Origin of the sequence: Luteibacter aegosomatissinici, assembly GCF_023078495.1 — a bacterium.
GTDB lineage: Bacteria > Pseudomonadota > Gammaproteobacteria > Xanthomonadales > Rhodanobacteraceae > Luteibacter > Luteibacter aegosomatissinici.
In genome coordinates this window covers 913,368-927,142 of sequence record NZ_CP095742.1, presented here as the reverse complement: position 1 = coordinate 927,142, position 13,775 = coordinate 913,368, and the positions used below count along the sequence as shown (strand labels likewise).

Genomic DNA, 13,775 nt, shown 5'->3' with positions numbered 1-13,775 from the left:
AGGGTGGGCTCCTACATAAAACGAACGCCGCCCTGCAGGGCGGCGTTCGTTTTTTCCGTTTGGGGGTATCCTACGCACATGCTTAACAACGATACCCTCCGCAGCATCCGCTACATGCTCGACCTGGGCGACGTGCACGTCGTCGATATCCTCGCGCTCACCGGCTTCAAGGCCACCCGTGAAGAGGTCGAGGCCTGGCTGAAGAAAGACGAGAACGAACCCGGCTTCGCCGCCATGCCCGACGTGGCCATGGCGCACTTCCTCGATGGCCTGATCGTCCACCGCCGTGGCCGCGATGAAAGCCAGCCGCCGCGACCGGTCGAAACCCGGATCAACAACAACACCGTGCTGAAGAAGCTGCGCGTCGCCTTCGAACTGAAGGAAGACGACATCCTCGCAATCATGGGCGAAGCGGGCTTTCGCGTTTCCAAGGGCGAAGTGAACGCCCTCTTCCGCCAGCCCAAGCACAGCAACTTCCGCCTTTGCGGCGATCAGTTCCTGCGCAATTTCCTCAAGGGCCTGACGTTGCGCTTGCGCGGCAAGTAAGCCGCAAGCGCGCTCCTACACAGGGCGGCTGCGTTTGCGGGGGTTCCAGATGAGGTGGCGGATGATTAGCGCCACCGCGAGCACGGCGACAAAGGCGCCGTAGCCATAGAGCGCCGGCACCACCTGCTGCCAGATGGCGCCGCTCTTGGGGCCGAACTGATCTGCGGCCGGGAGTTCCACGGCATCGTAGGCGATCAATGCGGCCTGGATGGAAAGCACCACGGCCGCGACCAGCGCCAATGCGTCAAAGGCACGCCGCGCAAAGCGGCGTGGCAGTGATTTCGGGTAAGCCCAATAGGCCCAGCCAAGCACGATGAGCCAGGGCGCCAGCAACATCAGTGCAAGGTAGCGCATGGGCGTTATTCCTCGGTGGCAGCCAGGGCGTCGAGCGCCGAACGCAAGCGCAGGACAGCGGCAGCGCGGGCCACTTCGTCAGGATACGGGGCACCGTTCGCGACGACCTGCCCATCGATGGACAGCGCGACATGGTCGCCCTGCGACTCGAGAACGGCCGTGGCACCGCCGACGGAGGAAAGCGCCTGGCGGACTTGCCCCGCCGCTTTCGGATCCGCGAACGGCACCGACAGCAGCAATTCCTCGCCATCGGCACCGAACAGGCGGAAGCGGAAGCTGCCATCGTCCTCGCGGAAGCTGGCAAAGCGCGGCGGCTTCGCTTTCGCGACGGCCTTTTCAACCACGGCTTCGGCCTTCGCCGCAGGGCGGAACGTGCGCAGGCCTACCGCATCGCGTAGCTGTTCCAGCAGCGGCACGGCAATCGCACGCGCCTTCGCGGCACCGGCGAGCAGGATGTCTTCCATATCGTCCGGGCGCGCCATGAGCGAGTCATAGCGCTCGCGCATCGGCGCAACATCGGCCTCGATGCGCTCGAACAGCACCTGCTTCGCTTCACCCCAGCCAATGCCGCCGTGGAGCGCATCGGCGAATGCCGCGGTTTCGGCGGGCGAGGCAAACGCCTTGAAGATGGTGAACAGAGCCGAATCGTCCGTGTCCTTCGGCTCGCCCGGCGCGCGCGAATCGGTGACGATCTTCATGATCGCCTCGCGCAGCGCCTTCGAGCCGCCATCGAACAGCGGGATGGTGTTGTCGTAGCTCTTCGACATCTTGCGGCCGTCGAGGCCTGGCAGCGTGGCCACCTGCTCTTCGATCTGCACCTCCGGCAACACGAAGTAGTCGCGGCCGTAGATGTGGTTGAAGCGCTGCGCGATATCGCGCGCCATCTCGATGTGCTGGATCTGGTCGCGGCCGACCGGCACCTTGTTCGCATTGAATGCCAGGATGTCGGCGGCCATCAGCACGGGGTACATGTAGAGGCCTGCCGTCACGCCGGCATCGGCGTCTTCCTGTTCGGCCACGTTCTTGTCCACCGCGGCCTTGTAGGCGTGGGCGCGGTTGAGCAGGCCCTTGGCAGTGACGCAGGTCAGCAGCCACATCAATTCCGGCACTTCCGGGATATCAGACTGGCGGTAGATGGTCGCCGTGTTCGGGTCCAGGCCGCCGGCCAGCCAGGTCGCGGTGATCTTCATGCGCGACGCTGCCACGCGGTCGGCGTCATCGGCCTTGATCAGCGCGTGGTAGTCGGCCATGAAATAGAAGGCATCCACATTGGGATCCCTGCTGGCGACGATGGCGGGACGGATCGCCCCGGCGTAATTGCCGAGGTGGGGCGTGCCGGTGGTGGTAATACCGGTAAGGACACGGGTACGCATGGGGGCCTTGATACGTAACGGACGGAAACCGTTTGAGTGTAGCCCGCAGCCCCCACCCCGGGCGACCCCACCCTGCGACACGGTGCCGCAAGGGGCTACCGCATCAGGGTGGACTTACCAAACAGCGACTCGACCAGCTCCACCGCCAGCTTCGCCGTCTGGTTCCGCTTATCAAACGCCGGGTTCAACTCCACGATATCCAGCGAACCCACCCGCCCGGTGTCGGCAATCATTTCCATCACCAACTGGGCCTCGCGGTAGTTGGGGCCGCCCCGGACGGTCGTGCCCACGCCCGGGGCGATGGTCGGGTCCAGGAAATCCACGTCGAAACTGACATGGAGGTGGGTATCCTCATCCACATCGGCCAGTGCCTCTTCCATGGCCGCCTTGATGCCGATTTCGTCGATATAGCGCATGTCGTAGATATCGATGCCCACCTCGTGGACCAGGCGCTTTTCGCCCTCATCGACCGAACGAATACCGATCTGGCGGATCACGTCCGGCGTAATAGCCGGCACGGTGCCGCCGATACGGGTGAGCTCATCCGGGCCGTGCCCGCACAGGCAAGCCACCGGCATGCCGTGGATATTCCCGGAGGGCGTGATATTGCTGGTGTTGAAGTCGGCATGCGCATCCAGCCACAGCACGCGCAGCTTCTTGCCCTTCTCGCGGCAATGCCGGGCGACGGCGGAAATGGAACCGATGGCCAGGCAATGGTCGCCGCCCAGCATGATCGGCAGATGACCGTCGCTGAGCGCCGCGTAGATCGCCTCGTGGGTGGCTGTGTTCCAGGCCACTGCCTCGGGCAGGTGGCGGTAGCCATTGGTCGGCGGCTGCCACGGGTTCAGCGGGCCGGAAACATTGCCGCGATCGACTACCAGCATGCCGCGCTTGGAAAGGCGCTCGGCGAGGCGGGCAACGCGCAGGGCTTCGGGGCCCATGGAGCTGCCGCGGTGGCCGGCGCCGATATCGGTGGGGACGCCGACGAGGGCGACCGAACGGGTGGTAGGGCTCATGGTCAGGCTCAGTGGTCAGGGCTTTCGTGCACCAGGGGGCGGCCGTCGGCGCGCCACGCATCGGCGCTGCCTTCCAGCAGGTGCACGTTGGTGTAGCCCAGGGATTGCAGGGTGTCGCGGGCACGCGCGGCGCGCTTACCCGATTTGCAGTAGACGACCAGTTCCTGGTCACGCTTGATGCCCAGGGCGCCGCTGCGAGCGGCCACGTCGTCTACCGGGATGTTGAGAGCCTCCGCGAGGTGCCCTTCGCGGTATTCGGCTGGCGTGCGTACATCCAGCAGCGCTGGCGCGTCATGCGAGGCCATGCGCCCCGCGAGCTGATCACGGGAGACGTCCTGCGCCCACACCGCAAGCGGCAGGGAAACCAGGGCGAACACCAGCGACACGCGGAAAGTTCTCATTCCGGAAGTTTACACCGGGGGGTGTCACAGCCACGTTGCAGTGCGGCAGGCGCCAGTCGGACTACACACCCCGTTACTTTCGCCCTACAAAGTTGCGAGGGCGCCGACCATCCCCTGTAAACTATAATTTTTATAGGCTATGATCTTTCGCGCCCGGACTGAATTCATGGCCAACAGGAGGATCGTTCCGATTCGGCTTTCGGCGACGAAGGCACTGAGTCGACTGCGAAGTATCGCGACCGATCCGGCGAACGTGGCGATCACTCGCCATGCCGAGAGCAGGATGATTGAACGCGGCATTAGCAGTGAGCAGATGCTCCATTGCTTGCGCAGGGGGCACCTGAGTGGGTCGCCGGTTGTCGACGAGCACGACAACTGGAAATTCGGCGTTGAGCTGTACATCGCGGGCGATCATTTGTGCTTCGTCGTCGCGGTGAATCCGCTCGATCCCCAGGTACTCGTCATTACCGCCTTTTGGGTTTCGTAATCATGCACCACTATCTCACCAGCGGACTCGACAACATCTGGCTTGCGAACGGTTACCGATACGGCGAAAGCCCCTACGGCCCGACCGTCGCGATCGCGGATATCCCCGGGCTGAGCAAGGCTATCGCGACGGCCCTGGTCACGAAGCCCTCCGCATTGAGCGGAGCCGAGATCCGTTTTCTTCGTAAGCACATGGAACTCTCGCAGGACTCGCTCGCGTCACTCATTGGAATCGGCGTGCAATCGATTGCGCTTTGGGAAAAAAGTCGCTCCGCCATGCCGCGACCATCAGAGAAATTGCTACGCCTTATTGTGCTCGGCTTCTGCAACGGCCATACCACCATCCGTAGAGCGATCGAAGAGATCAACATTGACGATGCCGTAAAACAGGGCGATCGGCTCATGTTCCGCGAGCACGGGAACAGATGGGAACGCATGGGCTGAGCAACCGTTTCGTCCGGTACCCGGCACCACCTACCTCGTCGCCAGGGCCCTGCACATCTCAGGCGACGACAAAATAGTGTTATGCCCCGCGTCAACATGAACCCACTCAACCGGCGGCTGCGGTAGTGCACGAACCAGCGCCTCCGTGCGCGCGGCTGGCACGATCTCATCGTGGTTCGCCTGCAGCACGATGATCGGCACCCCGGTGAGCTGACGCGCTGCCGCTTCGCTATCGAAGGGGTCGCGCATGATTAGCCCGACAGGCAGACCGTGCATGTTGTCGTTCGCGACACGCGTCATGGTGTCGTAGGGCGTCACGAGCCAGAGCATGTCCGGCTTGCGGGCGAGCGCGACCTGGGTGGCCACGCCGGTGCCGATGCTTATGCCCAGGATGCCAACGCGTGCATGCGTTTTCCGGACCTCATCGACCAGTGCGATCCCATCCGCTACAAAGGCCCGCTCACCCGGCTTGCCGGCCTGCCCTTCGTACCCGCGATAGGGCATCAGATAAATCGCCCGCTTGGTGCACGCTTCCAGGCGCGGCGCATAGCGTGACAGGCTCATTCCGTTGCCGCCGAATACGACCAGGGCGTCCTCGGCCTCCGGGTGCAGGATCCACCCACGCATGACGATATCCGGCCGGCTGACTTGCAGATTACCCAGCGGCTGCGTCGCATCCGCACCGGGGTACAGGAGCCGGTCCTGCATCGCATAGAGGGATACGGTGGCCGCGATAGCGGTAAGAACCACAAACGCGATGAGCAACAACACCCAGCGGGTCATGCGTTTCATGTTCAAGGCGGGCATCCGGTGACGTGAGCCTGCTAAACAAAAAAGCCTGCATCACTGCAGGCTTTTCGTCGTTTTGGTGCCGGCACCCGGATTCGAACTGGGGACCTACCGCTTACAAGGCGGTTGCTCTACCAACTGAGCTATGCCGGCGAAGGCGGGGAGTTTATCAGAAGCAGCCCGTGGGTCGAGCCGTTGCGGGGGCGCGGATGGCCTTGCGGACGTCATTGCTTGCATCGTCGGGCACGACGACATCCAGCCACCACACCGGGGTGGTCTCGGTGCGCTCGCTCATGCGGGCCGGAAAGCCGGCGGCGATCACTTCGTCGCGGCGCTTGCGCGCATTGGCCGGGTCATGGAACAGGCCCAGCGCGACGGAGTTCTGCAGTTCGCCCTGCGCCGTGACCACGAAGTAATCCTTGATGCCCTTGGCTTCCAGGCGCTTGGCCTGGGCGAGGGCCTGGTCACGTGTGGCCTGGGCGGGCAGGAAGACGCGCCAGCCGTGCGATTCGGTGGTCTGTTCCTGGCGCTGGCGGCTGCGGACCGTGCGCGAACCCAATGCCGTACGCGCGGTGCGCAGATCCACCTGGGTGGCGAACGGGCCGACGGCCAGGCAGCGGTAGCTGCGCTTGGCGCTCGTGGGAACCGTAGCCGGCGGTGCCGGCGCATCGGCCACAGCCTTTTCAGCCTCAGGTGCCGCCGCTGGCGGCGTTGGGGCCGGGTGGGTGGCAGGGGTGACGGGGGGCGTGGCGACGGCGGCAGCCGGCTTTTCGTTGGCAGCACCAACAGGAGCTTTGGCCGGCGCCGCGGAACCTGCCGCCGAAGGGGCCACCGAAAGGGCGGCGGACGAGGTCACAGGTAGCGCCGTGCTCGATGCCACCGGCAACTCCGTCAGCAGCTTCAGCTCGGGCACGCCCTTGTCCGAAGGCTCCACGGCGTGCGTGCTGCTTTCACCCAGCAACAGCCAGGCGGCCACCGCAATATTGAGGGCGATCAGCAGTACGAACAGCAAACGCAGCAGCATGGTGGCCTTACGTGGTGAAGTGGGCCTGCGCGCGTTCCCCTGTAAGAACCGGCAGCGACTGGATTCTAGGGGATTTTCAGCCGGTCAGGCGTGTGTCCGGGCCCAGACGGCAAGGCCACGCAACACGGCGTCGGGCACGATGCTGACGGCATGTTCCAGCAAGGGTGCCAGCAACTCGGCATCCCCTCCGCCCAGGGTGATGGTGGGCGTGCCGCCGAGCTGCGGTGCTGCCCGGCGAACAAACCGGTCGACCAGCGCCGCACTCGCCTGCCAGCAGCCGGAAGCGAGGCCATCGGCGGTGTTATCGGCCAGATCGCGCACGGCACCGGCCTGGGTCGGTCGGACCTGCACCGTCGCACCCAGGACCGACTGCTGCATCAACAGCGGCCCGGGGGCGATCCACCCGCCGAGGTGGCGTCCTTCGGCATCCAGCGCGTCGAGCGTGAGCGCGGTGCCCACACTGGCGAGGACGCAAGGCGCCCTGCCCGCATCCCATGCATCGACCAGGGCGAGGAAGCGATCCACGCCAAGGCGTTGTGGTTCGGCGTACGCATTTCGCACCCCGCACGCTTCGGCCGGCGTGCGAACCCAGGTGGGCTCGCGTCCAAAGACTTTCGCCGCAGCCACGGCCACTGCGGTCTCGCGCGCACCATCGACCACGGAGGCGCCAACCACGCGCTCGGGCCGGGGCCACGTGGCCCACAACGTCGCGAGCTCATGGGCGATATCCGCGTCCCAGCCGAAGGCGCCGCGATGGGTGAAGTCGCCGCCATCGCACAACGCGAATTTCAGGCGCGTGTTGCCGAGGTCCAGCAGCAGGATCATGGGGTGCTCCTGCGCACGGAAACCTCGGCGCTATCCACGGTGACCAGCTCGCCTTCCGGCTTGCGCACGCGCAACGCACCGCGCTCATCGATGCCTTCGCCCGTGGCAACGTACTCACCGCGCGGATCGATCACGCGCAACGGCTGCCCGTGCAGCAGGTCGCTGGCGGCGTATTCCTTCGCGAACGCCGCGAAGCCCTGGCGCTCGAACGAGCGCAGGCCTTCGGCAAGCGAACTGATGACCGCGGCGGCGACCTGGTTCCGATCGGGTGGCTGGCCACCGGTAAGGGCGGCCAGGTCGGTGATCGGCTGGCCCGCGCGCTCGTGCAGGCTATCGGGCAGGCGGATGTTGAGGCCCACCCCGATCACTGCGGCGCAGGGGCCGGAGTATTCGCCCGAAAGCTCGACCAGGATGCCGGCCAGTTTGGCGTTCCCGGCAAGCACATCGTTCGGCCACTTCAAGCCAGCGGTACGAATGCCGACCTCATCGAGCGCACGCAGCAACATCACGCCCACGGCCAGCGAAAGACCCGAAAGCGATGCGAAGCCGCCATCGAAGCGCTTCAGCACCGACATGTAGAGGTTCATGCCGGGTGGCGACAGCCAGGTGCGGCCACGGCGGCCGCGCCCGGCCGACTGGGTTTCCGCCAGCACGAACGCCAGGTCATCCAGCACCGGGTTACGCCGGGCCAGCTCACTGGAGGTGGAATCGATATCCCAATGCACCTCGAGCATACCGATATGCGGCAAGGCCGCTGGCGAGCAACTGGCACGGATGGCCTGGGCATCCAGCAGCTGGGTCGGCCATGGCAAGCGGTAGCCACCGCCCACTTTGGCCTCCACCGGTACGCCTTTCAGGCGCAGGGCTTCCATCTGCTTCCAGACGGCGGCACGGGTTACCCCCGCCTGGCGGGCGAGGGAGGCGCCGGACACGGCGTCGCCGCCGGCAAGGGCTTCGAGAAGGTCGCGTGCGAGCATGGGTGCCGTCGGGCCGTCAGGCGGCCCCTGCCGGGGGTTGGGGAAACGGGGACATCCGCTGATTCTAGGGCAGGCGAAAGGTTTTCGCCCGGGTCACCCGCCACAGGGCCCCAGCGCCGACGAACCACACTGGCGCCCCCGTGAATTTTCTGCGAGGATCGGTCGTCCCCCCGTATTGTCCGGGGGCCTTGGGGTTTACCGATGAACGCCAGACCGTACATCTTCGGATGTCTGTGCCTCGTCGGTGCCACCGGCACCGCCGCCGCTTCTGACATCGACCCATCCGCCGGCCTGTTTTCCATGGGCGGGGCGGCCGCGTCGTCGTCGTTCGAAGGTTCTTCCGGCCGGTCGCAAGGTAGTGCTCCCCACGACGCCTCCACCGGGGGCGACATGATGTCGACCCGGACCGGTAGTGGCAGCCGCTCCAGCGGCGGTTCCTCGGCATCCTCGTCGCCCACCGTCGATCCGGACGATGCGAACCGCGACGGCGCTGCCCCCAGCCGGGCGCCCGCACCGAGCTGGCAGTCGCTGCTCCCGGGGTCCATGCTCTGATCTTTCGTGGTTGGTCGTCGTTCCTGGCGCGTTTCCGCGCGCCGCTACCCCCCATCGATGACGCTCGCTGGAAAGAAGCCGTGGCGCGGGTGCCGCTCGCCCGCACGCTCGATGCGCCGCGACTGCATTACCTGCGCCAGCTCACCGCCCTGTTCCTGCATACCAAGCGCTTTCACGCGCTGGCCGGGGCCCAGCTCGATCCGTTCTGGACCCTGGTGATCGCCATGCAAGCCAGCCTGCCTGCCCTGCCCCGTGGGCCAAAAGCCTTCAAGGGCTGGACCAACGTGCTGGTGTATCCCGGTGAGTTCAACGTGCGGCGCAACCACCGCGATGCGCACAGCGGCGTGATCACTGAAAGCGATGACACGCTGATCGGCGAGGCCTGGGATCGCGGGCCCATGGTGCTTTCACTGGCCGATGTGAAGCTCGATATCGAAGCGCCGTGGGACGGCTTCAACGTGGTGATCCACGAGATGGCGCACAAGCTGGATATGCTCGCCGCCCCCGCAAACGGCGTACCGCCGCTACTGGCGGGAATGAACCGTCGTGAGTGGATCAACACGATGCAGGCTGCGTTCGACCGGCAGGTGAAGCTCGTGGAGCGCGGCCGGGAGACGGCGATTGATCCGTATGCGGCCGAAGCACCCGAAGAGTTTTTCGCGGTGGCCAGTGAGCTGCATTTTTCGCAGCCTGCGGTGTTGCGGGCGGCGGAGCCGAAGGTAGCAAAGCTGCTCGCCGATTTTTATGGGCCGTCGCCTGCACCGTAGGGTGATCGCGAGCAAGCGCGCTCCTACAAAAACGTTGGCCCTGGTATCAGGCGGGCGGGATGGTTACGCGGAAGCGGGCGCCACCCAGTTCTTCGGAGTGATCCACGTGCAGCGTGCCCTGGTAGGCCTTGATGATGTCCTGCACGATCGACAGGCCGATGCCGTGGCCTTGCACCTTCTCGTCGCCACGCACGCCGCGCTGGAGGATTTTTTCGATCTTCTCGTCGGGAATGCCGGGACCGTCGTCTTCCACGATCAGCTCGAGGCCGTTACGCCCACCCCTGCCCTGGCGCTGCGCGCGCGCCGTTAGCAGCACACGGTGCGAGGCCCACTTGAAGGCGTTCTCGACAAGGTTACCCATGAGTTCGAGCAGGTCGCCCTGCTCGCCCGGGAACGCCACGCCATCTTCGAGTTCAAACTCGCACAGCACGTTCTTTGCGGCGTAGACCTTCTCCAGGCTTTGCACCAGGTCTTCCGCGTGGCCTGCGATGGGTTCTTCCGCGGCAATGGTGCGCCGGCCCGAGGTCGCCGCGCGCGATAACTGGTACGCGACGATCTCGTCCATCTTGCGCACCTGGTCGAGGATATCGCCGCGCAGGCTGCGTGCGTCGCCATCGGTTTCCAGCTGCGAGCGGATCACGGCCAGCGGGGTTTTCAGGCTGTGCGCCAGGTCGGCCAGCGTGTCGCGGTAACGCGTGCGCTGTTCGCGTTCGCTGTCGATGAAGGCGTTGAGGCGGCGGGTGAGCACCGTCAGCTCCACCGGGTACGGACCATCCAGGTGATCGCGTGCGCCACGTTCGATATGGGCCAGATCGCTCGACACACGGCGCAGCGGCAGCAGGCTCCAGCGCAGCAGGAACAGCTGCAGCAGCATCAGCATCATGCCGAGCATGGCCAGCCACAGGAACTGCGTACGCCGGTACGTCGCCACCTGGCGTTCGAACTGGTCTTCGGTTTGCGCGACGGCAAAGGTCAGCGGGACGCTGCGCTTGTCCGTGCTATCCAGCGATACGCCGTAGCTGAAGACGTACAACTTGCCGCTACGGGTTTCCACCGGCTCGAACGCGGTTTCGCCCGGCGACAGCATGCGCACGAAATCGAAGTCGCGGCCCAGCGCCGATGACGATTCCCAACGGAACCCGTCGTTGCCCACGATGATCGCGTAAAGGCCGGAGCCGGGCCGCGAGAAATCGGGGTTGGGCTGGCTATCGGGCGTGGTGACCTTGCCGGCGCGGGTGATGTCCGTGCCGGTGATGTACGCGATGGCGTAGTTATGCAGCCGGTCGTGCATGGCCGACAGCTCGGACGCGTAGTTCGCCTTGTTCTGGGCAAGGCCCGTCAGGCCAAGAAACGCCGCCAGCGCGAAGCCGGTGGCGAGCGCCGCACGCGCGGCCAGCGACAAGGGCCGGCGTTTGGTCGAAGAAGCGTTTTCCATGCTTCGCAAATGCCTTCACGGCGGCGCGGCATCGTGCCACGCCGCCGCGATGTTCTTAGTCTTCGTCCGCCTCGTTACGCGGGATCGCGAAACGGTAGCCACGGCCGCGCACGGTTTCGATGGGCTTGAGCGCACTTTCCGGATCGAGCTTGCGGCGCAGGCGGCCAATGAACACTTCCAGCACGTTCGAATCGCGATCGAAATCCTGCTGGTAGATGTGTTCGGTGAGGTCGGCCTTGGAGACCAGCTCGCCCGCATGGAGCATGAGGTACTCAAGCACCTTGTACTCGTAGCTGGTGAGGTCCACCTGGCGGCCTTCGACGGTCACGGTCTGGGCCGTGGTATCCAGCTTGATCGGGCCGCAGGCCAGCACCGGCTTGGACCAGCCGCTCGCGCGGCGGACCAGCGCGTTGATGCGCGCCAGCAGCTCTTCCACGTGAAAGGGCTTGACCAGGTAATCGTCGGCGCCGTGCTTCAGGCCTTCCACCTTGTCCTGCCAGCTGCCGCGGGCGGTAAGGATCAGGATGGGGTAGCGCTGGCCGTGCTCGCGCAGGGCCTTCACCAGGTCCATGCCCGACAGCTTGGGCAGGCCGAGGTCGATGATGGCGAGATCGAACGGGACCTCGCGGCCAAGGTAGAGGCCTTCTTCGCCATCCTGGGCGGCATCGACGGCGAAGCCATCGCGCTTCAGGCGCGCCGCGAGGGTTTCGCGCAGCGGGGCTTCGTCCTCAACGAGCAGGATTCGCATTAATGTCTCTCCTTGTTATCCCCGGCGCTGGCGTCCAGGGGCTTGGCAGTTTCGGTTCGAAGGGGCACCACTTTCACGTGCCCGTCCAGTGTGAGGACCTTGACCCGGTATTCGGTGATGCGGCCGCGCTCGACCAGACGGGTGTCCGCCGAAAGCACCTTCCCCCCGGTATCTTTCTGCACCTTCGCTACCGCCTGCTCCAGCGTCATCGACTGCTGGGCCAGGGCGGCGAAGGGTGCGCCGGCGCAGATGGCGGCGAAAATTAGCGGACGGAACGTGATTTTCATGTCTGGCGCGGTGGCATGCGATTCGCGCCGATCATGCCGAGCGCCGCCCGGCCTGAAGCTGAACGAAACTTAGGCCGCCCGGCGCAGGGGGGCCATGGCCGACGCGATCAGGCCCCAATCGGCCCCCGGGAGATGGGCGCCCTCCGACAGCTGGCGGCGGAAACCCCGGGCGCCCGGCTCGCCCTGGTACAGGCCGAGGATGTGCCGGGTGATGTGCTTCAGGGCCGTGCCACGGGCCAGTTCGGCCTCGATGTAGATGCGCATCCGCTCCAGCACATCGGCCCGATCCGCCAGCGGCGCACCGTACAGGGCAGTTTCCAGCTGGGCCAGGATAAATGGGTCGTGGTAGGCCGCCCGGCCCAGCATGACCCCATCCACGTGGGCCAGATGCTCCTGCACCGCCTCAACGCTGGTGATACCGCCATTGATGACGATGGTGAGGTCGGGGAATGCCTGCTTCAGCCGGTAGACCCGGCCGTAGTCGAGCGGCGGGATTTCCCGATTCTCCTTGGGGCTGAGCCCCTCCAGCCAGGCCTTGCGGGCGTGGACCACCAGGATCTTGACCCCGGCCTGCACCATCACCTGGGTGAAGTGCTGCAGGTCGGCGTACTCGTCCTGGTCATCGACGCCAATACGGCACTTCACCGTCACCGGCACATCCACCACCTCGGCCATCGCCCGGACGCACTCACCCACCAGCTCCGGCTCACGCATCAGGCAGGCGCCGAACTTGCCAGACTGCACCCGATCGGATGGGCAACCCACGTTGAGGTTGATTTCGTCGTACCCGGCCCGGGCGCCCAGGATCGCGGCCTGGGCCAGTTCCGCCGGGTCGCTGCCGCCCAGCTGCAGGGCGACCGGATGCTCCTCGTGGCTGTGCTCAAGCAGGCGCAGCTGCCCGCCGCGTACCAGCGCGGCGCTGGTCACCATCTCGGTATACAGGCGGGCATGCGGCGACAGCAGACGGTGGAAGTACCGGCAGTGCCGGTCCGTCCAGTCCATCATGGGGGCGACGGTAAGGCGAAAGGCTGAAGGGTCAATGGGTTGCATCGGGGTATTTTAGCAACCCGGACGCGCCAGCGGGACCGATGGCTGGCGTCGGACAGCAGCGACCTAATCCAGCCCCCGGCCAACCGCGCGGCCCAGCGGTTTCGAGATGGCCACAACCAGAAGTCCCAGGACGATGTACCCCAGGTTGCCTATCACCGTGTGGGCAGGATAGTGCTGCACCTCAACGCCGAACGCCGCTTCTACCAGGTAAAGGCCCCATACAAAGGTAATGAACAACGTCCAGAGGGAGCCCAGAAGGCGGAGGACCAGCACGGCGATTCGTTGATAGCTCGTCATAGTCGATCTCATATCGTCACATGTAGCTCAATCGCTGGCGCTGCTCCATCAACGAAGGTCGTCGCGCACCTTGATCGCCCCATCTTCAGTGACGACCACGAACTTCCTGGAGACAACCCCGGAGGTGAACCCTTTCGAAAGCATGATGTAAAGGGTGCGCCCGCCGAGCTCTTCGTATCCCTCCTCATACGAAATTTGCATTCCGTTAAAGTGAAAGCCGTGGAGCTTATCTAGCAGAGCCGCATCAAGCTCCATGTGCTTGCCAAAAGCGCTGACCAGCAATCTGGAAACACCATGCGTGTCTTGCGATCCCGACACCGCCACCGGACCAGAGGCACCGATTCCAGGAGAACGGGCCTCGAACGCATCCAGTGTGAGCATGCCTTCTTCTGAGGCTTGCACGG

At 65.2% G+C, this 13,775-nt stretch carries 19 protein-coding genes and 1 tRNA gene; 5 read left to right on the top strand and 15 right to left on the bottom strand.

Features of this window, described 5'->3' with window-relative positions; all coding sequences use genetic code 11:
• Positions 1 to 78: 78 nt before the first annotated feature.
• The gene (locus L2Y97_RS04105; RefSeq protein ID WP_247433350.1) at positions 79 to 546 is read left to right on the top strand and encodes a YehS family protein; all 468 of its coding nucleotides are present in this window, start codon (positions 79 to 81) and stop codon (positions 544 to 546) included.
• Between the two features lie 15 nt (positions 547 to 561).
• Here the strand turns inward: L2Y97_RS04105 and L2Y97_RS04100 are convergent, their stop codons facing one another.
• The 4 genes from L2Y97_RS04100 to L2Y97_RS04085 form a co-directional block, all read right to left on the bottom strand.
• Positions 562 to 900 (bottom strand): hypothetical protein, encoded by a 339-nt coding sequence (locus L2Y97_RS04100; protein ID WP_247433347.1) that lies wholly within the window; start codon positions 898 to 900, stop codon positions 562 to 564.
• A gap of 5 nt (positions 901 to 905) precedes the next feature.
• Positions 906 to 2,273: a tryptophan--tRNA ligase gene (locus L2Y97_RS04095; RefSeq protein ID WP_247433344.1), complete on the bottom strand. Its 1,368-nt coding sequence runs from the start codon at positions 2,271 to 2,273 to the stop codon at positions 906 to 908.
• A gap of 95 nt (positions 2,274 to 2,368) precedes the next feature.
• Positions 2,369 to 3,289: an arginase gene (gene rocF, locus L2Y97_RS04090; protein WP_247433341.1), complete on the bottom strand. Its 921-nt coding sequence runs from the start codon at positions 3,287 to 3,289 to the stop codon at positions 2,369 to 2,371.
• An 8-nt stretch (positions 3,290 to 3,297) separates the two neighbouring features.
• A complete protein-coding gene (locus L2Y97_RS04085; RefSeq protein WP_247433338.1) occupies positions 3,298 to 3,690 on the bottom strand; it encodes a rhodanese-like domain-containing protein in 393 nt (130 codons plus the stop codon).
• 166 nt (positions 3,691 to 3,856) lie between these two features.
• Here L2Y97_RS04085 and L2Y97_RS04080 point away from each other — a divergent pair, with 166 nt between their 5' ends.
• A complete protein-coding gene (locus L2Y97_RS04080) occupies positions 3,857 to 4,177 on the top strand; it encodes a DUF4258 domain-containing protein (protein WP_247433335.1) in 321 nt (106 codons plus the stop codon).
• Positions 4,178 to 4,179: 2 nt separating this feature from the next.
• The gene (locus L2Y97_RS04075; RefSeq protein WP_247433333.1) at positions 4,180 to 4,620 is read left to right on the top strand and encodes a transcriptional regulator; all 441 of its coding nucleotides are present in this window, start codon (positions 4,180 to 4,182) and stop codon (positions 4,618 to 4,620) included.
• 30 nt (positions 4,621 to 4,650) lie between these two features.
• Here the strand turns inward: L2Y97_RS04075 and L2Y97_RS04070 are convergent, their stop codons facing one another.
• The 5 genes from L2Y97_RS04070 to L2Y97_RS04050 all read right to left on the bottom strand — a co-directional run bounded on the left by L2Y97_RS04070 (position 4,651) and on the right by L2Y97_RS04050 (position 8,235).
• A complete protein-coding gene (locus L2Y97_RS04070; protein ID WP_247433330.1) occupies positions 4,651 to 5,412 on the bottom strand; it encodes an alpha/beta hydrolase in 762 nt (253 codons plus the stop codon).
• 74 nt (positions 5,413 to 5,486) lie between these two features.
• Positions 5,487 to 5,562, bottom strand: a tRNA-Thr gene (locus tag L2Y97_RS04065).
• A gap of 16 nt (positions 5,563 to 5,578) precedes the next feature.
• Positions 5,579 to 6,433 carry an SPOR domain-containing protein gene (locus tag L2Y97_RS04060; protein WP_247433327.1) on the bottom strand — a complete coding sequence of 285 codons (855 nt, stop codon included), beginning with the start codon at positions 6,431 to 6,433 and terminating at the stop codon, positions 5,579 to 5,581.
• Positions 6,434 to 6,517: 84 nt separating this feature from the next.
• The gene (locus tag L2Y97_RS04055) at positions 6,518 to 7,258 is read right to left on the bottom strand and encodes a type III pantothenate kinase (protein ID WP_247433324.1); all 741 of its coding nucleotides are present in this window, start codon (positions 7,256 to 7,258) and stop codon (positions 6,518 to 6,520) included.
• Positions 7,255 to 8,235 (bottom strand): biotin--[acetyl-CoA-carboxylase] ligase, encoded by a 981-nt coding sequence (locus L2Y97_RS04050; protein WP_247433320.1) that lies wholly within the window; start codon positions 8,233 to 8,235, stop codon positions 7,255 to 7,257. The genes L2Y97_RS04055 and L2Y97_RS04050 overlap by 4 nt, the downstream gene beginning before the upstream one ends.
• A 201-nt stretch (positions 8,236 to 8,436) precedes the next feature.
• Here L2Y97_RS04050 and L2Y97_RS04045 point away from each other — a divergent pair, with 201 nt between their 5' ends.
• Both L2Y97_RS04045 and L2Y97_RS04040 read left to right on the top strand, forming a co-directional pair.
• Positions 8,437 to 8,787, top strand: coding sequence for a hypothetical protein (locus tag L2Y97_RS04045; protein ID WP_247433317.1), 351 nt, complete (start codon positions 8,437 to 8,439; stop codon positions 8,785 to 8,787).
• 80 nt (positions 8,788 to 8,867) lie between these two features.
• Positions 8,868 to 9,554, top strand: coding sequence for a M90 family metallopeptidase (locus L2Y97_RS04040; protein WP_247433314.1), 687 nt, complete (start codon positions 8,868 to 8,870; stop codon positions 9,552 to 9,554).
• A gap of 46 nt (positions 9,555 to 9,600) precedes the next feature.
• Here the strand turns inward: L2Y97_RS04040 and L2Y97_RS04035 are convergent, their stop codons facing one another.
• The 6 genes from L2Y97_RS04035 to L2Y97_RS04010 all read right to left on the bottom strand — a co-directional run bounded on the left by L2Y97_RS04035 (position 9,601) and on the right by L2Y97_RS04010 (position 13,752).
• Entirely contained in the window at positions 9,601 to 10,989 is a 1,389-nt protein-coding gene (locus L2Y97_RS04035; protein ID WP_247433312.1) for an ATP-binding protein, read from the bottom strand.
• Positions 10,990 to 11,044: 55 nt separating this feature from the next.
• Positions 11,045 to 11,737, bottom strand: a complete 693-nt coding sequence (locus tag L2Y97_RS04030; RefSeq protein WP_036115892.1) for a response regulator transcription factor — start codon at positions 11,735 to 11,737, stop codon at positions 11,045 to 11,047.
• Positions 11,737 to 12,024: a PepSY domain-containing protein gene (locus tag L2Y97_RS04025; RefSeq protein WP_247433309.1), complete on the bottom strand. Its 288-nt coding sequence runs from the start codon at positions 12,022 to 12,024 to the stop codon at positions 11,737 to 11,739. The genes L2Y97_RS04030 and L2Y97_RS04025 overlap by 1 nt, the downstream gene beginning before the upstream one ends.
• Before the next feature lie 69 nt (positions 12,025 to 12,093).
• Positions 12,094 to 13,074 (bottom strand): tRNA dihydrouridine(20/20a) synthase DusA, encoded by a 981-nt coding sequence (dusA, locus tag L2Y97_RS04020; RefSeq protein ID WP_247433306.1) that lies wholly within the window; start codon positions 13,072 to 13,074, stop codon positions 12,094 to 12,096.
• Between the two features lie 63 nt (positions 13,075 to 13,137).
• The gene (locus L2Y97_RS04015; protein ID WP_247433303.1) at positions 13,138 to 13,371 is read right to left on the bottom strand and encodes a hypothetical protein; all 234 of its coding nucleotides are present in this window, start codon (positions 13,369 to 13,371) and stop codon (positions 13,138 to 13,140) included.
• 48 nt (positions 13,372 to 13,419) lie between these two features.
• Positions 13,420 to 13,752 (bottom strand): hypothetical protein, encoded by a 333-nt coding sequence (locus L2Y97_RS04010; protein WP_247433300.1) that lies wholly within the window; start codon positions 13,750 to 13,752, stop codon positions 13,420 to 13,422.
• Positions 13,753 to 13,775 lie beyond the last annotated feature (23 nt).